Origin of the sequence: Methylobacterium sp. PvP105 (genome assembly GCF_017876975.1) — a bacterium.
Lineage (GTDB): Bacteria > Pseudomonadota > Alphaproteobacteria > Rhizobiales > Beijerinckiaceae > Methylobacterium > Methylobacterium radiotolerans.
In genome coordinates, this window is sequence record NZ_JAGIPA010000001.1 from 2,813,173 (window position 1) to 2,834,523 (window position 21,351).

The following is a 21,351-nucleotide window of genomic DNA, read 5'->3' on the forward strand; positions in this document are numbered from 1 at the left end:
GCGTCGCCCGTGAGAACGGCCGGCCGGCCCGCGCGAGGGGGGGGTCGCGGGCCGGCCGGCGTACCGCGCGCCGGATCCGGCCCGCGATCGGTGATGGCGGCGGTGAGGGCGCGTCGCCGGTGGGGCCCGGGGGCGCGCAGCGGCGCCGGGATCAGCGGGCCGCGGGCCGATCCGGGAGCGCCGGGGTCGGCAGGCGGCCGTCGAGCCCGGCGTCGAGCCGCGCGCGGAGCGGGGCGATCGCCGCGGCGACGTCGGAATCGGGGAGCGCGGCCGGGTCGCAGTCCGGCGCGGTGGCGCGCCCCGACGGGGTCGCGGCGAACCGGTCGCCGCTCCCGGCCCCGCTCCGCGCCGTCATGGGGGCGCTGTCCGGGTTGCGGGTCGATGCCGACCGGATCTCCGCCCGCAGGGTCGCGGCCACGCGGCCGAGGTCCTGCAGGGCGGTGCGGTGAAAGCCGGCGCGCGCGCAACGGGCCCCGGCGGCGTCGAGGATGTGCGCGCGCCGGGCGGGCGGGTGGCCGCGGTCTCCGGCGCCCCGTCCGCCGCGCCGGTCACGACCCGGGCTGCGCCGCGGCGGCGACCGGCGCGACGCGGCTCTGATCCTTGCCCAGGCTGGCGACGGCGCAGGATTGCGGTCCCTGACGGAGGTCCGCGCAGATCCGGGCCTGCCAGCCATCCGGGCCGGCGCCGGTCCAGTTGATCAGCGCCAGCCAAGCGAGGGCCAGGACGGCGCCGAAGGTCAGGTTGGCGGGGGTGCAGACGCTGCGGACGAGGGCGAGCGCGCCCGGGCCGCGGGCGCCGAAGCGCTGGGCATCGATATCGGACCAGCGGCCTTCGAGGGTGAGAGCCATCGCGCGCTCCTGTTTGCCCCACCCTTGTAATGAACGTTCATTCTCATGTCAATGAACGTTCATTCTCATCGCGGCCGCGGGACGGGCGTAGCTGCGGCGATCCGCGGCCGGGGCAGGGTTCGCCGGGCGGGGGGCCGAGCGCGCGGCCGAGTCCCCGGCAGCGCTTCAGGGGCGCCCGGGCGGCCGTCCGGGACGGTGCGCGGGAGAGATGCCTCTCGGGGGGCGATCGCCGTCGCGCCTCCCGCCGCGCTCCGGCAGCCCGGGACCGGTCCGGGTTCGGTGCGCGCGATGGGTCAGGGCGAGGCGGGGCCGGAGCACGCGATCCGCGGCCCTGCCGCGGCGGCCTCGGCGCGCCCGGGAACCCCGTCCCGGACGCGCCCGGGGGCTGCCGTCAGCCGAGCGTGGCCGGCTTGAGGGCGCCGGTCCGGTCGTGGAAGTCCGGGCCGTTGGTGGTGCGGGCCACGTGGCCGGCGCGGATCAGGTAGTCGCCGAAATGCTCGCCCGGCTGCCGGCCCCTCGCGTAGTCGGCGAACAGCGGGTCGAGGGTGTCGCGGATCTCGGAGGCCGCCACGTCCTCCTTGTAGAGCTTGCTCAGCCGCGAGCCGTCGTGGGCCGCGCCGAGATAGAGGTGATAGCGCTCGGGGCCGCGGCCCACGAGGCCGATCTCGGAGATGAACGGCCGGGCGCATCCGTTCGGGCAGCCGGTGGAGCGGATCGTGATCTCCTCCTCGGCGAGCCCGTGGGACGCGAGGCTCTCCTCCAGCTCGGTCATCAGGTCCGGCAGGTAGCGCTCGCTCTCGGCCAGCGCGAGGCCGCAGGTCGGCAGGGCCACGCAGGCGAGCGAGCTGCGCCGGAGCGCGCTCGCGCCCCGGGTCAGGCCGTACTCATCGACGAGGGCGTCGATCTCGGCGCGCTTCTCGGCCGGGACGTTGGCGATGATCACGTTCTGGTTGCCGGTCAGGCGGAAATCGCCCTGGTGGACCTCGGCGATGCGGCGCAGACCCGAGAGGAATTGCGGGCCGCCGTCGATGTCCTTGATCCGGCCCGAGGGCACGTAGAGCGTCAGGTGGTGGCGGCCGTCGTCGCCCTCGACCCAGCCGTAGCGGTCGCCGTTGCCCGTGAAGGTGAAGGGCTTGGGCGCGCCGAGCTTCTTGCCGACCCGCTTCTCCACCTCGGCCCGGAAGGCGTCGAGGCCGTAGCGCTCGATCGTGTACTTGAGCCGGGCGTTCTTGCGGTTCTTGCGGTTGCCCCAGTCGCGCTGGACCGTCATCACGGCTTCCGCGACCTTCAGGGCGTCCTCGGGCTTCACGAAGCCCATCACGTCGGCGGTGCGCGGGAAGGTGTCGGGCTCGCCGTGGGTCATGCCCATGCCGCCGCCCACCGTGACGTTCCAGCCGGTGACCTGGTTCTTCTTGTCGAGGATCGCGATGAAGCCGAGGTCGTGGGCGAAGATGTCGACCTCGTTGGAGGGCGGCACCGCCACGACGGTCTTGAACTTCCGCGGCAGGTAGGTCCGGCCGTAGACCGGCTCGACCTCGGCCTCGTCCTCGCCGCCGACCACGCGCTCGCCGTCGAGCCAGATCTCGCGCCACGCGCTGGTCTTCGGCAGCAGCGAGTCGGAGATGTCCTTGGCGAGCTGGTAGGCGGCCTTGTGGGCGCCGGTCTGGGCCGGGTTCGTCGCCGCCATGACGTTGCGGTTGACGTCGCCGCAGGCCGCGATCGTGTCGAGCAGCGCGCCGTCGATGGCGGCCATCGTGCGCTTCAGGTTCGACTTGATCACGCCGTGGTACTGGAAGGTCTGGCGCGTGGTCGCGCGCAGCGCCCCGCCCGCGTAGGTCCGGGCGATGTCGTCGAGGATCAGCCACTGCTTCGGGGTGATGACGCCGCCGGCGATGCGTAGGCGGATCATGAAGCTGTAGGCCTTGTCGAGCTTCTTCTTGGTCCGCTCGGGGCGCAGGTCGCGGTCGTCCTGCAGGTACATCCCGTGGAACTTCACGAGCTGCCCGTCATCCTCCGAGATCGCCCCGGTGGCGTGCTTCAGGAGCCCGTCCGCCAGCGTGCCGCGGAGGTAGCCGCTGGCGATCTTGATGTGCTCGTTCGCGGCGAGTTTCTCCGCGCGCGCGGCCTCGGCATCCGTGATCGGCCGGGAGGTCGGCGGGGTCTCGTAGACGCGCTTGGCCGGTGTGGCGGCAGGGCCGGGGGCCGGGGTCTCGGCGGCGTCGCGGGGGCTGTGGTCGTCCATGGGGTGAATCCGTCTGTCTGAACGCGTCTTCCTCCCCGGTGGGGAGGGGGCGAGCGGAGCGAAGCCGGTGCAGGACTGGAACCGGATCCGCGACCTCGGGGTGAGGGCTGCGCCCTCTCCGGAACGACCTGATCCCTCACCCTGCCCCTCTCCCGCCCGGGAGAGGGGACCTGCGTCACGCCTGTCTCTGCCGCATCTCGTCGAAGGCCCCCCGCGGTGCGGGGAGCGGTGTGTCCTCAGTAAACGTCCTGCTGGTAGCGGTGGCTGCGCTCCAGAGCCGCGACCTGCGCCTCGGCGTCGGCGGCGCTCAGGCTCTTGGCCGTCTCGTAGGCCTTCACGACCGCGGCGCGCACGTCCTTGGCCATGTTCTTCGCGTCGCCGCAGACGTAGAGATGCGCGCCCCCGTCCAGCCAGGAGACCAGCTCCTGCGCGTGCTGGGTGATCCGGTCCTGCACGTAGACCTTCTCCGGCTGGTCCCGCGAGAAGGCGACGTCGATCTTGGTGAGCGACCCGTCCTCCAGGGCGTCCTGCCACTCGAGCTGGTACAGGAAGTCGTGGGTGAAGTGCCGGTCGCCGAAGAACAGCCACGACCGCCCGGGGGCTTCCACGGCCCGGCGCTCCTGCACGAAGGCGCGGAACGGCGCGACGCCGGTGCCGGGGCCGACCATGATGATGTCGGTGGCCGGATCCTGCGGCAGGCGGAAGTGGCGGTTCGGCTTCAGCCGCACCCGCAGCTTGGCGCCGTCGCGGATCCGGTCGGCGACGTGGACCGAGGCGACGCCCGAGCGGGCCCGGCCGTGGGTCTCGTAGCGCACCGCCGCGATGGCGAGGTGGACCTCGTCGCCCACCTCCTTGCGGGAGGAGGCGATCGAGTAGGCCCGCGGCGGCAGCGGCCGGGTGATCGTGCCGATATGCTCGGCCGTGAGCTTCGCCGGGTAGGTCTCCAGCAGGTCGATCAGGTGCCGGCCCTCGATCCAGGCCTTGGCCTCGCCGCTGTCGATGAGCGTCTGCGCGTCCGCGTGGCCGGTGGCCTTGACGAACCGCTCGATCGTGGCGGCCGAGAGCGTGGTGATGTCCCGCTCGGCGAGCAGGGCCCGGCGCAGGGCCTCGTCGCCCGCGAGACCGGCGGCGTTCAGGATCTCGTCCACCAGCTGCGGGTCGTTCTCGGGGAAGATCTCCAGCGAGTCGCCCGGCTCGTAGGCCGGCGCGCCGTCCTCGAAGGCCAGCGCGAGGTGGATCGTCTCCTTGTCGGAGCGCGACGAGTTGAGGTTCACGTGCTCGACGACCTCGACCACCAGGGGCTCGCGGCTCGGCTCGGCCTCGTCGTCCTCGCCGGCGCCGGCGCGGGCGAAGTCCACCGCCACGACGTTGTCGGGCTGCTCCGCCGGGGCGAGCGCCTTCAGCGCGCCCTTGATCCAGTCGGCGGCGGGCTTCTCGAAGTCGAGGTCGAGGTCGGCGCGCTCGGCGGCGCGCTTAGCCCCCAGGGCCTCGAAGCGCGCGTCGAGCGCCTTACCGATGGCGCAGAACTCCGCGTAGGAGGTGTCGCCGAGCGACAGGACCGCGAACTCGACGCCGTCGAGGCGCGGGGCGCCCTCCCCCATCAGCTCGCCGTAGGCCCGCACGGCCCGGGCCGGCGGCTCGCCCTCGCCCCAGGTCGCCGCGATGGCGATCAGCTTGCCGGCCTTGGGCAGGGTCGCGACGTCGAGGTCGGAGAAGTCCACGACCTTCGGCTTGAAGCCCTGCTTGCGCGCGAGCTTGGCGACGTTGCCGGCGAGCGCCTCGGAGTTCCCCGATTCGCTGGCGTAGATCACGGTGAGCGGCGCGGCGGCCTTGGGCGGGGCGGCCGGCACCGCGGCCGGCTGGCCGCCCGCGGCGTCGAGCCCGGCCAGGAAGCCGGCGAGCCAGGCGCGCTGCGTGGGGCTCGCGGTGCCGAGCACCGCGTCGAGGCTGGCGCGCTCGCCGTCCCCGAACGGGGCGGTGCGCGGGAGGAGATTGGGGCGGGACATCACGGGACCATGTCGGGGCCGGTAGGGCCTGTGTCAATCGAGAAACGTTCGTTTTGCAGAACGGGCGGCGTATAGGACATCACATTCGCTGCGCTGCGAAAAAAGAGAATATCATTCTCCCACCACGGCCAGCACCGGGGCCGTCCCCGGCAGGTGCCGCCCGTTCTTGGGCGGCGCCGGCAGCGGCAGCGCCGTGGTGGACTTCACCTTCTCCATGGCGAAGCGGGAAGTGACGTTCTTGAGCGGCAGCACCGCGATGAGGTGCTTGTAGAAGCTGTCATAGGCCTGCATGTCGGCGACGACGACCCGCAGCATGTAGTCCACGTCGCCGGCCATCCGGTAGAACTCGAGCACCTCCGGCATGGCCGAGACGGTTGCGGCGAAGCGCTGCAGCCACTCCTGGGAATGGTCGGCCGTCTCGATGGACACGAACACGGTCAGCCCGAGGCCGAGCTTCACCGGGTCGAGCACCGCGACCCGGCGGTCGATGACCCCGTCGGCCTCCAGCTTCTGGATGCGCTTCCAGCACGGGGTCTGCGACAGGCCCACGCGCTCGCCGATCGCCGCGATGGACAGCGTGGCGTCCGTCTGCAGCAGGGCGAGAATCTTCAGATCGATCGCGTCCAAAGCCGTCTCCGTGGGCTTCCGCCGCGCGCGGGGCGCGGGCGCATATACGTGTCTACCGGCACCGGTGAGAAGAATCTTTTACCTCGGGCCCATGCTGCCCGCGCCGGAAGCTGTGCGCAACCGCACGCCGAACCGCCGGTCCGACCCGGTCGAGCGCGCCGGGGCGCCTTGACTTCGTTCGGTATAGCGAACATTTCGACCGCTCGACAACAGGCGCGGCGCGGGCCGTGGCCTTTCCATCACGCGAACCCCGGGACATGGCGCGATGACCCGTCCGGACCGACAGGCGGCCGACTCCCTCGCGGAGCGGCTGTCCGGGCTCGACCTTCCAGGCCGCCTCCACCTGATCGCCGCGGAGATCCCCGGCCGCCTCGTCTTCACGACGAGCCTCGGGGTCGAGGATCAGGCACTCACCCACGCCCTGGCCATGGCGGGCCTCGCGAAGGGGCGCGTCGAGATCGTCACCCTGGATACCGGCCGCCTCTTCGCCGAGACCTACGACACCTGGACCGAGACCGAATCGGCCTACGGCATCCGGATCACCGCCTACGCGCCCGAGCGCGCGGCCGCGGAGGAATTCGTGCGGGCCGAGGGCATCAACGGCTTCCGGCGCTCGGTCGCCGCCCGGCAGGCCTGCTGCGGCTTCCGCAAGGTCGAGCCGCTCGGCCGCGCGCTCGCCGGCGCGAGCGGCTGGCTCACCGGGCTGCGGGCCGGCCAGTCGGCCAACCGCGCCGCGACGCCGCTCGCCGCGCTCGACGCGGAGCGCGGCCTGATCAAGCTGAACCCGCTCGCCGACTGGTCGCGGGAGCAGGTCGACCGCTTCGTGCGCGACAATTTCGTGCCCTACAACGTCCTGCACGATCGCGGATTCCCGTCGATCGGCTGCGCCCCCTGCACCCGGGCCGTGAGGCTCGGCGAGCCGGAGCGGGCCGGCCGCTGGTGGTGGGAGCAGGAAGACAAGAAGGAGTGCGGCCTACACGTCGGACGCCCCGGCGCGTCGGTGCAGCCGGGCCAGGAGCCCGCAATCCTCGAGCCCGCAATCCTCGAGCCCGCCGCCTTCAAGACCACCCCGAATCAGACAGCCCGCCAGCCGGAGTTCGCCCGATGAGCGCCGCCCTCGCCGCCGCCGTGCAGCCGAGCGCCCCCGCGTCCGCACAGACCGCCGACCGCCTCAGCCACCTCAAGCGGCTGGAGGCCGAGGCCATCCACATCTTCCGGGAGACGGTCGCCGAGACCGAGAACCCGGTGATGCTCTACTCGATCGGCAAGGATTCCTCGGTCCTGCTGCACCTCGCCCTCAAGGCCTTCGCGCCCGGGCGGCTGCCGTTCCCGCTGCTCCACGTCGACACCACGTGGAAGTTCCGCGAGATGATCGCCTTCCGCGACGCCCGGGCGAAGGAGCTCGGCCTCGACCTTCTCGTCCACACCAACCCCGACGGGCTCGCCCGCGGCGTCGGCCCGGTGAGCCACGGCTCCGAGGTCCACACCGACGTGATGAAGACGCAGGCCCTGCGGCAGGCGCTCGACAAGCACAAGTTCGACGCCGCCTTCGGCGGCGCCCGCCGCGACGAGGAGGCGAGCCGCGCCAAGGAGCGGATCATCTCCTTGCGCACCGCGCAGCACCGCTGGGACCCGAAGCGCCAGCGCGCCGAGCCCTGGCACCTCTACAATCTCAAGAAGAAGCGCGGCGAGTCGCTGCGGGTCTTCCCGCTGTCGAACTGGACCGAGCTCGACATCTGGCTCTACATCGAGCAGGAAAACATTCCGATCGTGCCGCTCTACTTCGCCCAGGAGCGGCCAGTGGTGGAGCGCGAGGGCCAGCTGATCATGGTCGACGACGAGCGGCTGCCGCTCGAGCCCGGCGAGACCCCGCAGCAGCGCCTCGTCCGCTTCCGCACGCTCGGCTGCTACCCGCTGACCGGCGCGGTGGAGAGCGACGCCGCGACGCTCCCCGAGATCATCGGCGAGACGCTCGCCGCCCGGACCTCGGAGCGCCAGGGCCGGGTGATCGACAAGGACGGGGCCGGCGCCATGGAACGCAAGAAGCAGGAGGGGTACTTCTGATGACGGTGCACCAGGCTCCCACGGCCTTCGCCGACCGCGCCGCCGGCTACGCGGCCTTCCTCACCGCCCACCGCAACAAGGCGGTGCTGCGCTTCATCGCCTGCGGCTCGGTGGATGACGGCAAGTCGACCCTGATCGGGCGGCTCCTGCACGACACCAAGCAGATCTTCGACGACCAGATCTCGGCGCTCCAGCGGGATTCCCGCAAGCACGGGACGCAGGGCGCGGAGGTGGACCTCGCGCTGCTGGTGGACGGCCTCCAGGCCGAGCGCGAGCAGGGTATCACCATCGACGTCGCCTACCGGTTCTTCTCCACCGACAGGCGCTCCTTCATCGTGGCCGACACGCCGGGCCACGAGCAGTACACCCGCAACATGGCCACCGGCGCCTCGACGGCCGACGTGGCGGTGATCCTGGTGGACGCCCGCCAGGGCCTGACCCGCCAGACGCGGCGCCACGCGCTGCTGGTCTCCAATCTCGGGATCCGCCGGGTGGTGCTCGCGGTGAACAAGATGGACCTCGCCGGCTGGGCGCAGGGCACCTTCGACGGCATCGTGTCGGGGTTCTCGGACTTCGCCCGCGGGCTGAACTTCGCCGAGGTCAAGGCGATCCCGCTCTCGGCCAAGAACGGCGACAACGTCGTGGACGCGGGCGTCGCGGCGCCCTGGTACACGGGCGGCACCCTGCTCCACTACCTCGAGACCGTGCCGGTCCACGCGGAGGCGCTCAACGCGCCGTTCCGGATGGCGGTGCAGTGGGTCAACCGGCCCAATTCCGAGTTCCGCGGCTACAGCGGCCGGATCGCCAGCGGCCGGGTGCGCCCGGGCGATTCGGTGACGGTGCAGCCCTCCGGCCGGACCTCCACGGTGGCGCGGATCTACACCGCCGACGGCGACCTGCCCGAGGCCGGCGAGGACGAGTCGGTGACCCTGGTGCTCGCCGATCAGATCGACGCCTCGCGCGGGCAGGTGATCGTGGCGACGGGCGCGCCGATGCGGGTCACCGAGACCCTCGACGCGCGCCTGTTCTGGGCGGCCGAGACCGATCTGGCGCCGGGCGCCAGCCTGTTCGCCAAGATCGGCACCGCCACGGTCACCGCGACCGTGGAGCGGATCGTCTCGCGCATCGACCCCGAGACCGGCAAGCCCGGCCCGGCCGAGCGCCTGTCGGCCAACGACATCGCCGACGTGGCCCTGCGCCTCGACCGGCCGGTGGCGGTGGACGCCTACGCGGAGAACCGCGAGACCGGCAGCCTGATCCTGATCGACCGCGAGACCACCGACACGGCGGCCCTCGGGCTGGTCCTGGCGCCGAAGGCGGAGGCCGCGCAGGCGGCGACGCCCGGTGCGGCGACCGGTGCGGCGACCGGTGCGAAGCCCGCGGAAGGGGCCGGGATCCTCGCCCGTCTCGGTCGCCTGTTCGGGCGCTGAGGCCGGGCGCGCGACGCGGCTCGCGCGCGGGCCCCCGTCTCCCGCACAGGAGAGGGGGCCGGCCGCGCGTCGCGTCGGTGATGACGGTGCGGGTCGCACCGCTCGGACGACGGATCAGACCAGCCTGAAGCGCAGTGCGCCGAGCCCTTCCAGCTCCGAGACCACCTCGTCGCCGGGCTTCAGCCAGGCCCGGTCCTTGCGCGGGATCTTCTCGCCGAAGATCACGCCCTGCGGCGTGCCCGTGTAGAAGATGTCGCCCGGCCGGATCGTCATCACCTTCGACGCGAAGCTGATGAGCTGGCGGCAGTTGAAGATCATGTCGTTGGTGCTCCAGTCCTGGCGCACCTGGCCGTTGACCAGCGTCTTCAGCTTGAGATTGTTCGGGTCCTTCACCCGGTCGGCGGTCACCAGGTAGGGGCCGAGCGGGGCGAACCCGTCCGAGGTCTTGCCGATCATGAACTGCGAGGTCAGCGTCTGGAGGTCCCGGGCGCTGAAATCGTTGCCCGTGCAGTAGCCGGCGAGATAATCGAGGGCGTCCGCCTCGGACACGTTCCGGCATTCCCGGCCGAACACCATCACCAGCTCGGTCTCGTAGTCGAATTCCCGCGCCGCCTGGGTCGGCAGCGCGATCGTGCCCCCGTGGTGGTTCAGGGCGTTGTTGTACTTGTTGAACAGCGGCGGGTCCTTGGGGATCGGCGTGCCGGTCTCCTCCGCGTGGTGGCGGTAGTTGAAGCCCATCATGATGATCTTCTCGGGCCGCGTGACCACCGGCGCGTAGGCGATGCCGGATTCCGCCAGCACGAAGCGCCCGTCGGGGGCGGCCTCGACCGCGTCGATCAGCGCCCGCAGCGCCGGGCCGCGCCCGTTCTGGAGGAGGTCGTCCATGTCGGCGGGGACCGGCATCCCGAGCGCCCGGCCGGCGGCGGCGACGTCGAGGACGCCGTCCTTCGTCTTCACGCCCAGGGCGTAGCCGTCGCCGCGGCGCATGTTGAGGAGGACCATGTCGCGGGGCATGCCGAAGGGGGGTGCCCCCGCCGGCGTGGATCTCGGCGCCGCCGTCTGCTCCTCGGCGGCGCGGGCCGGCGCCGCGGCGGCGGCCAGGCCGGCGGCCGTGGCGGTCAGGAATTCGCGTCGGTTGCCCATGCTGCCTCTCCTCCTCCGGTCGGCCCGTCTGGTCGCGGGCGTGAACCGGGCGGAGCCTGCACGGCCGGCGGCGGCGCCGCCAGGACCCGCGGCGGGGTCCGGGTGACGGCTCAGGCCGCCTGTGAGTCGGCGCCGAGCCCCCAGGCCCGCGCCAGCAGCGCGTAGGACTGGTGCCGCGCGGCCTGATCGGGGATCGCCGTGACGATCATCAGCTCGTCGGCCTGCGTGCGCGCGACCATGTCGGCGAGCCGGGCCCGCAGGGTCTCGGGGCCGCCCACGTGCAGGCGGTCGCGGCCGCGCTCGATCTGCATCCGTTCGCCGTCGGAATACGGGTAGGCCAGCGCCTCGGCGAGGCTCGGCAGCGGCCGGTACTCGCCCCGCTCCCGCCGCAGCGTCGCCAGCCGCGCGCTGGCCGCCAGCCGCTCGGCCTCCGCGTCCGTGGGGGCGCAGATCGCCGCCACCGCCAGGATCGCGTGGGGCTTCGCGCCGAGCCGCGTCGGCCGGAACCGGTTCCGGTAGTCCAGCATCGGCGGCTCCGCGGGCATCCCGGAGAAGTGCTGGGCGAAGCCGAAGCCGCAGCCGATCTCGCCGGCGAGGCGGGCGCTGTAATCGGAGGAGCCGAGCAGGAAGATCGGCGGCAGCGGCACGCCCGCGGGGCTCGCCTCGATCCGCGCGAACGGGTGACCTTCCGGGAAGCCGCCGTCCCAGAACAGCAATTCCTGCAGGCGGTCGAGGAAGTCGTCCCCGCCGCCCTCCCCCGGGGCCTCGCGGCGGCGCAGCGCCCGCGCGGTGAGGCCGTCCGTGCCCGGCGCCCGGCCGAGGCCGAGATCGATGCGGCCCGGGAACAGGGCCTCCAGCACCCGGAAGCGCTCGGCCACCATCAGCGGCGCGTGGTTCGGCAGCATGATCCCGCCCGAGCCGACCCGGAGGTTACGGGTCGCGGCGGCGATCTGGCCGATCATGATCTCGGGGGCCGGGCTCGCCACGTTGGGCAGGGCGTGGTGCTCGGCGAGCCAGTAGCGCCGGTAGCCGAGGCCGTCGACGTGGCGGGCGAGCGCCAGGGTGTCGTGCAGGGCCCGCGCCGGGGTGGACTCGGCGCTGACGAAGGAGAGGTCGAGGACGGAGAGCGGGGTCATGGGCAGGATCTGGTAACGATGATCCGGCAAAGCGAGGGCGGCCGCGCAGGAGAGCCCTGCGCCGCGCGCCGGGCGCGAGCGTCGGCTGCGTGCTGCGCACCGCCTTGCCGGCTCAGCGTCCCCGGCCTAGGGTCCGCCGCGCCGCAATATGGGCGGCGCCCGGGCATCCCTCGCCCACTTGATCCGGAGCACCGCACGCCATGGCTCTCCTCGCCGACGTCCTCTCGCGGGTGAAGCCGTCCGCGACCATCGTGATGACCCAGAAGGCCCGGGACCTGAAGGCGTCCGGCGTCGACGTCATCAGCCTGTCGGTGGGCGAGCCCGATTTCGACACGCCCGAGCACATCAAGCAGGCGGCGATCGACGCGATCCACCGCAACGAGACCCGCTACCCGCCGGTCTCCGGCATCGTGCCCCTGCGCGAGGCGATCGTGCGCAAGTTCAAGCGCGAGAACGGGCTCGACTACAAGGTCTCGCAGACCATCGTGGGCACCGGCGGCAAGCAGGTGCTGTACAACGCCTTCCTCGCCACGCTGAACCCCGGCGACGAGGTGGTGATCCCCCGCCCCTACTGGGTGTCCTATCCGGAGATGGTCGGCCTGTGCGGCGGCACCCCGGTCTTCGCCGACACCGACATGGCGCACGGCTTCAAGCTCCAGGCCGAGGAGCTCGACCGGGTGCTGACGCCGAAGACCAAGTGGATCGTCCTCAACTCGCCGTCGAACCCGTCGGGCGCCGCCTATTCCCGCGCCGAGATGAAGGCGCTCACCGACGTGCTGCTCCGCTACCCGGACGTGCACATCCTCACCGACGACATCTACGAGCACCTCACCTACGGCGACTTCGAGTTCGTCACGCCGGTCCAGGTCGAGCCGCAGCTGCTCGAGCGGACGCTGACCATGAACGGCGTCTCGAAGGGCTACGCCATGACCGGCTGGCGCATCGGCTACGCGGCCGGCCCGGAGAAGCTCATCAAGGCGATGGACTTCGTGCAGGGCCAGCAGACCTCCGGCGCCAGCACGATCGCGCAATGGGCCGCGGTCGCCGCCCTCGACGGGCCGCAGGATCACCTCGCCACGTTCCGGGCCGCCTTCCAGGGCCGGCGCGACCTCGTCGTGTCGATGCTCAACCAGACCAACGGGCTGACCTGCCCGACGCCGGAGGGCGCGTTCTACGTCTACCCGTCCTGCGCGGCGCTGATCGGCAAGAAGACCGAGGCCGGCAAGACCATCGAGACCGATGAGGACTTCGTCATGGAGCTGCTCCAGGCTGAGGGCGTGGCCGCGGTCCACGGCTCGGCCTTCGGGCTCGGCCCGAACCTGCGCATCTCCTACGCGACGTCGAACGCGGTGCTGGAGGAGGCCTGCCGGCGCATCCAGCGCTTCTGCGGCTCGCTGCGGTAGGAGCAGGAGCCCTGCTGTCCGGTCATCCCGCGGAGCGTTCCACGCCTGCGGGATCGAGCGTGCGGAACCAGATCGCTGTATCAGTCGGCAAGGCCGAGCACGATGGCGAGCATCCGGCTCAGGGCTGCGAGGGTGTCGCGTTCAAGTCGGCCGATGAGGGCACCGCATTTCGCCCGTGGCAGCGCGATAACTTTGTCAACCACGATCTGCGAAGTGCTTCGCAAGCCGTTGGCGGGGCTCGGCTCGACGGTCAGCCGGAAGAGCGGTGCGTCGCGGAGCGTGCTCGTGATGAGGCAGACAAGGATGCTAACGGTCCCTGTGAGCCAGTCGGATTGCACGACGACGGCAGGACGCGGCTGGCCGTAAGCCCCTGGCGGGGAGACGGTGACGATGTCACCGCGCGTCACGGTTCGGGCCAGTCGAACGCTGATTCGATGAAGTCGAGAGCTTCGGCTTCCTCGGGGGCCCCCCTCAGAATTGCGGCTTGCCGGGCGGCCTCCTCGATGAAGTCCGGCCTCGCCGGATCAGGCACCCAGAGGCGTATGAGCTTCATGCCGTCGCGTTGCGGCACGCGGCGATAGCGCAAGTTCTTCGGCGAGCCTTCCCTCGGCTTGGTCTGAGTCATGGGCGGGGGATCCGATCGTTTGGCATCCTAGGCTCTGCCGGCCCTGCTGACTACTATGGTGGGATCACGTGCCCTGGAGAGTCTCGCCATGCCCACCGTCGCGGTGATCGCCCCGGGCGCCATGGGCAGCGCCGTCGGGGCCCGGCTCGCCGGGCACGGCGCCCGCGTGCTGACCTCCCTGGACGGGCGCGGGGCGGCGAGCCGCGCCCGGGCCGCGGCCGCCGGCATGGCGCATGCCGGGGACGGCGAGCTCGCCGCCGCCGACCTCCTGCTCGCGATCGTGCCGCCCGCCGACGCGGAGGCGCTCGCCCGCCGGCTCGCGCCCGCCCTGGCGGCGGCCCCGCGCAAGCCGGTCTACATCGACGCCAACGCCGTCAGCCCGGAGACGGTCGGGCGCATCGCCGGGGTCGTCGCGGCCACCGGCACGCCGTTCCTCGACGGGGCGATCCTGGGCCTGCCGCCGCAGCCCGGCAGCCGGGGGCCGCGCGTCTACGTCTCGGGCGCGGATACGGCTCCCGCGCTGGTCCTGCGCGACCTCGGCCTCGACCTGCGCGTCTGCCCCGGCGCGGTCGGCGCCGCCTCCGGCCTCAAGATGAGCTATGCCGGCCTCAACAAGGGCCTGACGGCGCTCGCCGCGCTCGTGATCGGCGCCGCCGATCGCGCCGGCGCCGGCGAGGCGCTGCTGGCCGAACTCGCCGAGAACGAGCCGGCGCTGCTGGCCCGGTTCGCCAGGGGCCTGCCCGACATGGCGCCGAAGGCCCACCGCTGGGCGCCCGAGATGGAGGAGATCGCCGGGTTCCTCGGTCCCGACGCGGTCGGGCGGCAGGTCTTCGCCGGCTACGCCGCGCTCTACCGCCGCCTCGCCGCGGAGGACGGCGCGGCCGAGATCGCCGCGCTGATGCGCTTCGCCGCGGCCGCGGCGGAGCGCTGATCGCCGCGGGGCCGCCGAAACGGCCCCGCCTCTGTTGCCGGCTCGGCTGTCACCCTCTACACGGGCTGTCCCCAGCGGCCGATGCGCCTGAAGGTTTCGCGAGCCCGCTCGGGCCTGCATGGCGGCGGGGTCGGCAGTGACGGGGCGGTCCGGACCAGTTCTCTGGACCGTTCCTGTGAGGCTCAGTGGGCCGAGTCGCTGCAGGAGTGTCGGGAGCGCGGGGAACAGGAACCGCGGGTCCGGCGCATGGCCCACATGATTTCCCGCCCGATCCCGCCCGCCGGACTTGTCGCGGGCGCGGGGCCCTGCCCCGTTCCGGGACAGGGGCGGCCGGGGCCGTTGCGGCTTCGTTCACGCTCCCGCGCGATGATGCGTCCGGGCCGGGGATCCGGTTCCGCGTAACCGCGTTCTCTCGGGCCTGACGACCATGCGAGCCCTGCTCACCAGCGGCATCAAGGCGATCCTCGGCATCGCCGCGCTCTCCACCGCCGCGCACTGGACCCTGCGGGTGCAGCGCGAGTCCGCCGCCCCCGCGGTCGCGACGGCGAGCCTCGCCGAGCCCACCGCGACCGGCTCCATCGAGCCGCGCCGGGTCGAGCGGGCCGCCGCGCTGGCGCCCGCGCCGGTCGCCGCGGCGGCGCCGGTTCCCGCTGCGCCCGCGCGCGCCGCCGCGGGGCTCGACCAGTCGCACCTCGCCGCCCTGATCGCCGGCGCGACGCCGCCCAAGCCGAAGCTCGCCAAGGCCGCGACCAAGACGGCCTCCGCCGAGAGGGCGCCCGTCGCCGAGAAGGTCGCGGCGAAGCGCTGAGCCCCCGCCGGCGCGGGCGACCGTGCCGGCTGCATGGTTCCCCTGCGCGCCGACGGATACCGGCGCGGCGCCGGGCGTGGCAGGGATTTCGGCCTCTACCGAGATTGGTCAGGCATGAGCACGCAGGTCGCGACCTCCGTCCCCGACGACAGCGCCGCGACGCGCGCCGATCCGGAGGCCGAGCTCGCCGGCCGCCGGCGGATCGTCGGCATCGCCCTGATGTGCGGGGCCGTCGCCTTCTTCGCGAGCCTCGACGCCTGCGGCAAGACCCTGGCACGGGCCGGCGTCGACCCCCTGGTCACCACCTTCATGCGCTACGCGGCCAGCGTCGCCATGATCTCGCTGTTCATCAACCCGGTGCGCACGCCGGGCGTGGTCAAGAGCCGGCGCCTGCCGCTGCAGATCGCGCGCTCCCTGCTGCTCTTCGCCTCCACGGCCCTCAACTTCCTGGCCCTGCGCTACCTGCAGCTCGCCGAGACGATCTCGATCCAGTTCGCCGCGCCGCTCACCGTGGCGCTGCTCGCCGGGCCGCTGCTTGGCGAGTGGTCGTCGCGGGCGCGGCTCACGGCGATCGGCGTCGGCTTCCTGGGCGTGCTGGTGATCGTGCGGCCGGGCGTCGGCGGGATGCATCCGGCCGCGCTGCTCTGCGTCGCCAACGTCGTGGTCTACGCCTTCTACGCGATCATCACGCGCAAGCTCGCGGCCTACGACTCGACCGCCACGACCATGTTCTACACGGGGCTCGCGGGGCTCGCGCTGATGGCCCCGCTCCTGCCCTGGATCTGGACGAGCCCGGCGAGCCTGACCCACTGGGCGCTGCTGTTCGGGGTGGCGCTGTTCGGGACGCTGGGCCACTGGCTGCTGGTGATGGCCCATGCCCGGGCCCCGGCCAACGTGCTGGCGCCGTTCATCTACACGCAGCTGCTGTGGTCGGTGACGCTGGGCTTCCTGCTGTTCGGCGACGTCCCGAGCCGCTGGACCGTGGCGGGCGCCATGATCGTCGTCGGATCGGGCCTGTACCTCCTGGCGCAGGAGACGATCCGCCGGGAGGCGCGGCCGGCCGCCTGAGGCGACCGGCCGGAACCTGTCAGCGGCCGAGGCGCTCCTGGCGCTCCATCCGCTCCTCGCGGCGGTTCTCGCGCGCCCGGCGGGCCGGGTCCGGATCGGTGCCGAGCACGCCGCCGACCGTGCCGGTCGCCGCGCCGACCGCGCCGCCGACGACCCCGCCCACGGGGCCGGCCGCGGCCGTGCCGTCCTCGACGCCGCGCTGGGCGCCGCGCGCCGTGCCCTGGGCCTCCGCGGCGCCCGCGTAGGCCAGCGGCGCGAGGGCGAGGGTCGCGATCAGAAGCTTCTTCATGGGGCTACTCCCGGATGTCTGTCCGAATCGGCTCCGCCCGCCGAGGCGGGCGGAGGGTGTGTCGGTCAACGGTTCAGACGCCGATTGGTCCCATCCGCGGTCACGGGCGCGTGATCCGCGCTGCCGCTGGCCTCGGGCCGGGGCGGCTGGTAGAGAACGCCCCATGCACGCTTCGCGCGCCCTGCGCGGCCCCGGCCGCCCGATCCGAATTACCGGCCCGGCCTCCGCCTGAGGGCCCGCTCCAGCGTGGCCGCGCGGAGGTCCGGGATCCTCCTGCCGCCCGACCCGATTCCGCCGGCCCGACGCTGCCGGCCCGACCGCCGATGCGAGATCCGATGACCGCCCCCGAGACCGCGCCCGCCCGCGACTATTCCAAGACCCTGTTCCTGCCGCAGACCGAGTTCCCGATGCGCGCCGGCCTGCCGGTGCGCGAGCCGCTCTTCATCGAGCGCTGGAAGCGGATGGACCTGTACGGGAAGCTGCGCGCCGCCGGCCGCGACCGGCCGAAATTCGTGCTCCACGACGGCCCGCCCTACGCCAACGGCAACATCCACATCGGCACGGCGCTCAACAAGATCCTCAAGGACGTGGTGGTCCGCTCGCAGACCGCCCTCGGCTTCGACGCCAACTACGTCCCCGGCTGGGACTGCCACGGCCTGCCGATCGAGTGGAAGATCGAGGAGCAGTACCGCGCCAAGGGCCGCAACAAGGACGACGTGCCGGTGATCGAGTTCCGGCAGGAATGCCGGACCTTCGCGGCCCAGTGGCTCGACGTGCAGCGCGAGGAGTTCAAGCGCCTCGGCGTCACCGGCGACTGGGACCATCCCTACGCCACCATGGCGTTCCCCGCCGAGGCCGTGATCGCCGACGAGCTGATGAAGTTCTCGATGAGCGGCCAGCTCTACCGCGGCTCCAAGCCCGTGATGTGGTCGGTGGTCGAGAAGACCGCGCTCGCCGAGGCGGAGGTCGAGTACGAGGAGCACGTCAGCGACACGGTGTTCGTGGCCTTCCCGATCCGGTCCGGCGCCGAGGGCGACCTCGCGGCGGCCCGGGTGGTGATCTGGACGACCACGCCCTGGACGATCCCCGGCAACCGCGCGGTCGCCTACTCCAAAAAAATCGCCTACGGCCTGTACCGGGTCACGGAGGCGCCGGCCGACAACTGGGCGACCCCCGGCCAGACCTACGTGCTCGCCGACAGCTTGGCCGCGACCGTGTTCAAGGCCGCCCGGGTCGAGGCGTTCGCGCGCGTGGCCGACGTGAGCCCGTCGACGCTCGCGGGCCTGACCCTGGACCACCCGCTGGCGAAGCTCGGCTACGGTTTCGCCGTGCCGATGCTCGACGGCGACCACGTCACCGACGAGTCCGGCACGGGCTTCGTCCACACGGCGCCGAGCCACGGCCGCGAGGATTTCGAGCTCTGGATGGCCAGCGGCCGGCTGCTGCGCGAGCGCGGCATCGACGCGACCATTCCGTACACGGTCGACGCCGACAGCGTCCTCACCGAGGCCGCCCCGGGCTTCACCGGCACACGCGTGCTCACCGCCAAGGGCGAGAAGGGCGACGCCAACAAGGCGGTCATCGCCGCGCTGACCGAGGCCGGGGCGCTGATCGCCCGCGGGGTGCTGCGCCACCAGTACCCGCATTCCTGGCGGTCCAAGAAGCCGGTGATCTTCCGCAACACGCCGCAATGGTTCATCGCCATGGACCGGCCGGTGGATTCGCTCGGCAACCGGACGCTCCGCGAGGTCGCGCTCCAGGGCATCGACGACACCCAGTGGGTGCCGACCCAGGGCAAGAACCGCATCACCGGCATGGTCGCCAACCGGCCGGACTGGGTGGTCTCGCGCCAGCGCGCCTGGGGCGTGCCGATCACCGTCTTCGTCCACCGCGAGACCGCCGAGATCCTGAGGGACGAGCGGGTCAACGCCCGCATCCGCGACGCCTTCGCGGCCGAGGGCGCCGACGCGTGGTTCCGCGACGACGCCGCGCAGCGCTTCCTGGCGCCCGACCACGACCCGGCCGCCTACGAGAAGGTCACCGACGTCCTCGACGTCTGGTTCGATTCCGGCTCGACCCACGCCTTCGTGCTCGACGATCCGGAGGCCTTCCCGGGTCTCTCTGGGGTGAAGCGCGTCCGCGACGGCGGCCGGGATCGGGTCATGTACCTGGAGGGCTCCGACCAGCACCGCGGCTGGTTCCAGTCCTCGCTGCTCGAATCCGCCGGCACCCGCGGCCGGGCGCCCTACGACATCGTCCTGACCCACGGCTTCGTGCTCGACGGCAAGGGCCTGAAGATGTCGAAGTCGAAGGGCAACGTCGTCGCGCCGCAGAGCGTCATCAAGGATTCCGGCGCCGACATCCTGCGCCTCTGGGTCGCGGCCTCCGACTACACCGACGACCTGCGCATCGGACCGGAGATCATCAAGACCTTCGCGGAGACCTACCGGAAGCTGCGCAACTCCCTGCGCTGGATGCTGGGCTCGCTGGCCCACCGGGTCCCGGGCGACGACGTGGCCTACGCCGACATGCCCGAGCTGGAGCGGCTGATCCTGCACCGGCTCGCCGAGCTCGACGGCGAGATCCGCGAGGCCTACGCGGCGTTCGACACCAAGCGGGTGGTGGCGCTGCTCAACGGCTTCATGACCGGCGACCTGTCGTCCTTCTACTTCGACGTGCGCAAGGACGCCCTGTACTGCGATCCGGTGTCCTCGGTCCGCCGCCGGGCGTCGCTGCAGGTGATCGACGAGGCCTTCCGGCGCGTGGCGATCTGGCTCGCCCCGGTGCTGGCCTTCACGGCCGAGGAGGCGTGGCTCGACCGCTACCCGTCCGAGGACGGCTCGGTGCACCTCCAGACCCTGCCGGAGACCCCGGCGGACTGGCTCGACCCCGCCCTCGCGGAGCGCTGGCACAGGATCCGGCGGGTCCGGCGGGTGGTCACCGGCGCCCTGGAGATCGAGCGCGCGGCCAAGCGCATCGGCGCGAGCCTGGAGGCGGCGCCGACGGTCTACGTGGCGGACCCGGAGCTGCTCGCGGCGCTCGAGGGCTGCGACTTCGCCGATACCTGCATCACCTCCGCCATCACGGTGGTCGCGGGCGAGGGCCCGGCCGAGGCCTTCCGGCTCGACGAGGTGCGCGGCGTGGCGGTGGTGCCGAGCCCGGCCGAGGGGCGCAAATGCGCCCGGTCCTGGCGGGTCAGCCCGAGCGTGGGCAGCGATCCGGACTACCCGGAGGTGACGCCCCGCGACGCCCAGGCCCTGCGCGAGTGGGACGCGGCGCATCCGGAGGCGAGCGCGGCGTGAGGGCCTCCCACGTCGTCGGCGGCGCCGCCCCTGCTCCCCGCCCGCGGGGAGCGGGGGGCGCCGGCCTCCTGGCCCTCGTCCTCACCCTGATCCTCGACCAGGCCACCAAGCTCGGGCTCTATTTCGGCACCGACCTCGTGCTGACGCAGCCCTGGCGGCTGGCGCCCTTCGCCGACTTCGTGGTGGTCTGGAACCGGGGCGTCTCCTACGGGCTGTTCCAGCAGGAGGGCGGGATCGGCCGCTGGCTCCTCGTGGCCCTGTCGCTGGCCGCCGCCCTCGGCCTCGGGATCTGGATGCGCCGGGCCACGTCGCGGCTCCTCGGCATCGCCCTCGGGCTGATCGTCGGCGGCGCGCTCGGCAACGCCATCGACCGGGCCGCCTACGGCGCCGTCTTCGACTTCGTCCACCTGCATGCCGGCGGCTGGTCCTGGTACGTGTTCAACGTCGCCGACGCGGCGATCGTGGCGGGCGTGATCGGCCTGATCCTCGACAGCCTGTCCCCGGACGGCCGCAAGGACCGGGCGTCGCCGGCGCGGGGCGACCCGGCGCCGCGCCTGTGATCCCTGCAACACACAGGTACGGCTGCACCGCCCTCCTGGCGCGACGCGGTCAAGGCGCCATACGATCGCCGGAAACCGGCCTCAGGCCGGGACCCGTCGGATCAGGCCGCGCCGCGGTCGTCCCAGAGCCGGACCCCCCGTCCGGAACCCGTGAGGCAGCATGACCGGGCATCGCAGGCTTCGTCCCCTCCTCTCCGCCGCGGTGGCCCTGGCTCCGCTCTGCGTCGGCCCCGCGCACGCGCAGGAGCGCGGCGAGTTCATGCGCGACGCCCTGTCGGGCATCGGCCTCCTGGAGAAGCGCCAGGATCCGATCGACTATCACGAGCGGCCCCCGCTGGTGATGCCGCCCAAGATCGACGGCAAGGCCCTGCCCCAGCCGCGGGCGCGCTCCACCAGCACCGCCTGGCCGAAGGATCCCGAGATCGTCGAGCGCGAGCGCGCCGCCGTGGAGCGGCGCAACCCCAAGGGCTCCCAGGCCCAGGGCCGCTACGACGACAACAACGCGACGCTCTCCGTGGAGGAGATGCGCGGGGGCCGCCGCGCCGGGGCGGGCCTGACGACCACCGCCGAGCGCAAGCCCGGCGACAACAACCGCGACGACAGCCTGCTCAGCCCCTTCGAGCTGCTCAAGGGCAAGAGCGCCAACGCCGAGCCCTCCGACATCGAGCCGAGCCGCGACACGCTGACGGATCCGCCGACCGGATACCGGCAGTCGCCCAAGCAGCTGGCCCGGCCGCCGTCGAGCGACCCGATCAACAACGCCAGCCGCGAGCGCGAGGAGGCGGATCCCCGCGCGTATCTCCGTCAGCGCGCGCAGCAGTGACGGGGGCGCCGTGTCGCCGTTGCAACGGCGCGGCGGCGTGGCAACA

20 protein-coding genes are annotated in these 21,351 nt (G+C 72.7%); 10 read left to right on the top strand and 10 right to left on the bottom strand.

Annotated features, from left to right (window positions below; all coding sequences use genetic code 11):
• Positions 1–151: 151 nt before the first annotated feature.
• The 5 genes from J3A75_RS13330 to J3A75_RS13350 form a co-directional block, all read right to left on the bottom strand.
• A complete protein-coding gene (locus J3A75_RS13330) occupies positions 152–418 on the bottom strand; it encodes a hypothetical protein (RefSeq protein WP_012318763.1) in 267 nt (88 codons plus the stop codon).
• A 130-nt stretch (positions 419–548) separates the two neighbouring features.
• Positions 549–848: a hypothetical protein gene (locus tag J3A75_RS13335; RefSeq protein ID WP_209650283.1), complete on the bottom strand. Its 300-nt coding sequence runs from the start codon at positions 846–848 to the stop codon at positions 549–551.
• A 391-nt stretch (positions 849–1,239) separates the two neighbouring features.
• Positions 1,240–3,090 (bottom strand): NADPH-dependent assimilatory sulfite reductase hemoprotein subunit, encoded by a 1,851-nt coding sequence (locus tag J3A75_RS13340; protein WP_012318765.1) that lies wholly within the window; start codon positions 3,088–3,090, stop codon positions 1,240–1,242.
• Between the two features lie 236 nt (positions 3,091–3,326).
• On the bottom strand, positions 3,327–5,096 hold the full coding sequence (locus tag J3A75_RS13345) for a sulfite reductase flavoprotein subunit alpha (RefSeq protein ID WP_024830361.1): 1,770 nt from the start codon (positions 5,094–5,096) through the stop codon (positions 3,327–3,329).
• A 111-nt stretch (positions 5,097–5,207) separates the two neighbouring features.
• On the bottom strand, positions 5,208–5,723 hold the full coding sequence (locus J3A75_RS13350) for an Lrp/AsnC family transcriptional regulator (RefSeq protein ID WP_010686224.1): 516 nt from the start codon (positions 5,721–5,723) through the stop codon (positions 5,208–5,210).
• Positions 5,724–5,988: 265 nt separating this feature from the next.
• Here J3A75_RS13350 and J3A75_RS13355 point away from each other — a divergent pair, with 265 nt between their 5' ends.
• Genes J3A75_RS13355 through cysN form a run of 3 tightly spaced genes read left to right on the top strand, consistent with a single transcriptional unit; the run spans position 5,989 to position 9,217 of the window.
• Positions 5,989–6,831: a phosphoadenylyl-sulfate reductase gene (locus J3A75_RS13355; protein WP_209650284.1), complete on the top strand. Its 843-nt coding sequence runs from the start codon at positions 5,989–5,991 to the stop codon at positions 6,829–6,831.
• Positions 6,828–7,787, top strand: a complete 960-nt coding sequence (gene cysD, locus J3A75_RS13360) for a sulfate adenylyltransferase subunit CysD (RefSeq protein WP_012318768.1) — start codon at positions 6,828–6,830, stop codon at positions 7,785–7,787. The genes J3A75_RS13355 and cysD overlap by 4 nt, the downstream gene beginning before the upstream one ends.
• Positions 7,787–9,217 (top strand): sulfate adenylyltransferase subunit CysN, encoded by a 1,431-nt coding sequence (gene cysN, locus J3A75_RS13365; RefSeq protein ID WP_012318769.1) that lies wholly within the window; start codon positions 7,787–7,789, stop codon positions 9,215–9,217. The genes cysD and cysN overlap by 1 nt, the downstream gene beginning before the upstream one ends.
• Positions 9,218–9,331: 114 nt before the next feature.
• Here cysN and J3A75_RS13370 read toward each other — a convergent pair whose 3' ends face one another.
• Both J3A75_RS13370 and J3A75_RS13375 read right to left on the bottom strand, forming a co-directional pair.
• Positions 9,332–10,360 carry a fumarylacetoacetate hydrolase family protein gene (locus J3A75_RS13370; RefSeq protein WP_029361308.1) on the bottom strand — a complete coding sequence of 343 codons (1,029 nt, stop codon included), beginning with the start codon at positions 10,358–10,360 and terminating at the stop codon, positions 9,332–9,334.
• 110 nt (positions 10,361–10,470) lie between these two features.
• On the bottom strand, positions 10,471–11,496 hold the full coding sequence (locus J3A75_RS13375) for an LLM class flavin-dependent oxidoreductase (RefSeq protein ID WP_024830356.1): 1,026 nt from the start codon (positions 11,494–11,496) through the stop codon (positions 10,471–10,473).
• A gap of 200 nt (positions 11,497–11,696) precedes the next feature.
• On the opposite strand from J3A75_RS13375, the gene J3A75_RS13380 reads away from it, so the two are divergent.
• Complete coding sequence (locus J3A75_RS13380; RefSeq protein ID WP_012318772.1) at positions 11,697–12,899, top strand: pyridoxal phosphate-dependent aminotransferase; 1,203 nt, start codon at positions 11,697–11,699, stop codon at positions 12,897–12,899.
• Positions 12,900–12,979: 80 nt separating this feature from the next.
• Here the strand turns inward: J3A75_RS13380 and J3A75_RS13385 are convergent, their stop codons facing one another.
• Positions 12,980–13,306, bottom strand: coding sequence for a type II toxin-antitoxin system PemK/MazF family toxin (locus J3A75_RS13385; protein WP_070999305.1), 327 nt, complete (start codon positions 13,304–13,306; stop codon positions 12,980–12,982).
• Positions 13,303–13,524 (bottom strand): antitoxin MazE-like protein, encoded by a 222-nt coding sequence (locus J3A75_RS13390; protein ID WP_024830355.1) that lies wholly within the window; start codon positions 13,522–13,524, stop codon positions 13,303–13,305. Before J3A75_RS13390 ends, J3A75_RS13385 begins: the two co-directional genes overlap by 4 nt.
• An 88-nt stretch (positions 13,525–13,612) precedes the next feature.
• Between J3A75_RS13390 and J3A75_RS13395 the strand changes: the two genes are divergently transcribed.
• The 3 genes from J3A75_RS13395 to J3A75_RS13405 all read left to right on the top strand — a co-directional run bounded on the left by J3A75_RS13395 (position 13,613) and on the right by J3A75_RS13405 (position 16,331).
• Entirely contained in the window at positions 13,613–14,455 is an 843-nt protein-coding gene (locus J3A75_RS13395; protein ID WP_070999307.1) for a DUF1932 domain-containing protein, read from the top strand.
• Positions 14,456–14,882: 427 nt separating this feature from the next.
• Entirely contained in the window at positions 14,883–15,263 is a 381-nt protein-coding gene (locus J3A75_RS13400) for a hypothetical protein (RefSeq protein ID WP_012318776.1), read from the top strand.
• A 114-nt stretch (positions 15,264–15,377) separates the two neighbouring features.
• Positions 15,378–16,331 (top strand): DMT family transporter, encoded by a 954-nt coding sequence (locus J3A75_RS13405; RefSeq protein WP_012318777.1) that lies wholly within the window; start codon positions 15,378–15,380, stop codon positions 16,329–16,331.
• Between the two features lie 19 nt (positions 16,332–16,350).
• Here the strand turns inward: J3A75_RS13405 and J3A75_RS13410 are convergent, their stop codons facing one another.
• Positions 16,351–16,620: a hypothetical protein gene (locus J3A75_RS13410; protein ID WP_012318778.1), complete on the bottom strand. Its 270-nt coding sequence runs from the start codon at positions 16,618–16,620 to the stop codon at positions 16,351–16,353.
• 335 nt (positions 16,621–16,955) lie between these two features.
• On the opposite strand from J3A75_RS13410, the gene ileS reads away from it, so the two are divergent.
• From ileS to J3A75_RS13425, 3 genes are all read left to right on the top strand, one after another.
• The gene (gene ileS, locus J3A75_RS13415) at positions 16,956–19,922 is read left to right on the top strand and encodes an isoleucine--tRNA ligase (RefSeq protein ID WP_107088329.1); all 2,967 of its coding nucleotides are present in this window, start codon (positions 16,956–16,958) and stop codon (positions 19,920–19,922) included.
• Positions 19,923–19,990: 68 nt separating this feature from the next.
• Positions 19,991–20,482, top strand: coding sequence for a signal peptidase II (gene lspA, locus J3A75_RS13420; RefSeq protein ID WP_071000671.1), 492 nt, complete (start codon positions 19,991–19,993; stop codon positions 20,480–20,482).
• Between the two features lie 160 nt (positions 20,483–20,642).
• The gene (locus tag J3A75_RS13425) at positions 20,643–21,305 is read left to right on the top strand and encodes a hypothetical protein (RefSeq protein WP_029360955.1); all 663 of its coding nucleotides are present in this window, start codon (positions 20,643–20,645) and stop codon (positions 21,303–21,305) included.
• Positions 21,306–21,351: the final 46 nt, after the last annotated feature.

What these genes read in the sequence shown, in the direction of transcription:
- J3A75_RS13375 (WP_024830356.1), bottom strand. Translation starts at nt 11,496, where the DNA reads ATGACCCCGCTCTCCGTCCTCGACCTCTCCTTCGTCAGCGCCGAGTCC.
- cysD (WP_012318768.1), top strand. Translation starts at nt 6,828, where the DNA reads ATGAGCGCCGCCCTCGCCGCCGCCGTGCAGCCGAGCGCCCCCGCGTCC.
- J3A75_RS13405 (WP_012318777.1), top strand. Translation starts at nt 15,378, where the DNA reads ATGAGCACGCAGGTCGCGACCTCCGTCCCCGACGACAGCGCCGCGACG.
- J3A75_RS13400 (WP_012318776.1), top strand. Translation starts at nt 14,883, where the DNA reads ATGCGAGCCCTGCTCACCAGCGGCATCAAGGCGATCCTCGGCATCGCC.
- J3A75_RS13390 (WP_024830355.1), bottom strand. Translation starts at nt 13,524, where the DNA reads ATGACTCAGACCAAGCCGAGGGAAGGCTCGCCGAAGAACTTGCGCTAT.
- J3A75_RS13425 (WP_029360955.1), top strand. Translation starts at nt 20,643, where the DNA reads ATGACCGGGCATCGCAGGCTTCGTCCCCTCCTCTCCGCCGCGGTGGCC.
- J3A75_RS13395 (WP_070999307.1), top strand. Translation starts at nt 13,613, where the DNA reads ATGCCCACCGTCGCGGTGATCGCCCCGGGCGCCATGGGCAGCGCCGTC.
- J3A75_RS13370 (WP_029361308.1), bottom strand. Translation starts at nt 10,360, where the DNA reads ATGGGCAACCGACGCGAATTCCTGACCGCCACGGCCGCCGGCCTGGCC.
- J3A75_RS13380 (WP_012318772.1), top strand. Translation starts at nt 11,697, where the DNA reads ATGGCTCTCCTCGCCGACGTCCTCTCGCGGGTGAAGCCGTCCGCGACC.
- J3A75_RS13345 (WP_024830361.1), bottom strand. Translation starts at nt 5,096, where the DNA reads ATGTCCCGCCCCAATCTCCTCCCGCGCACCGCCCCGTTCGGGGACGGC.
- J3A75_RS13410 (WP_012318778.1), bottom strand. Translation starts at nt 16,620, where the DNA reads ATGAAGAAGCTTCTGATCGCGACCCTCGCCCTCGCGCCGCTGGCCTAC.
- cysN (WP_012318769.1), top strand. Translation starts at nt 7,787, where the DNA reads ATGACGGTGCACCAGGCTCCCACGGCCTTCGCCGACCGCGCCGCCGGC.
- J3A75_RS13335 (WP_209650283.1), bottom strand. Translation starts at nt 848, where the DNA reads ATGGCTCTCACCCTCGAAGGCCGCTGGTCCGATATCGATGCCCAGCGC.
- ileS (WP_107088329.1), top strand. Translation starts at nt 16,956, where the DNA reads ATGACCGCCCCCGAGACCGCGCCCGCCCGCGACTATTCCAAGACCCTG.
- J3A75_RS13355 (WP_209650284.1), top strand. Translation starts at nt 5,989, where the DNA reads ATGACCCGTCCGGACCGACAGGCGGCCGACTCCCTCGCGGAGCGGCTG.
- J3A75_RS13340 (WP_012318765.1), bottom strand. Translation starts at nt 3,090, where the DNA reads ATGGACGACCACAGCCCCCGCGACGCCGCCGAGACCCCGGCCCCCGGC.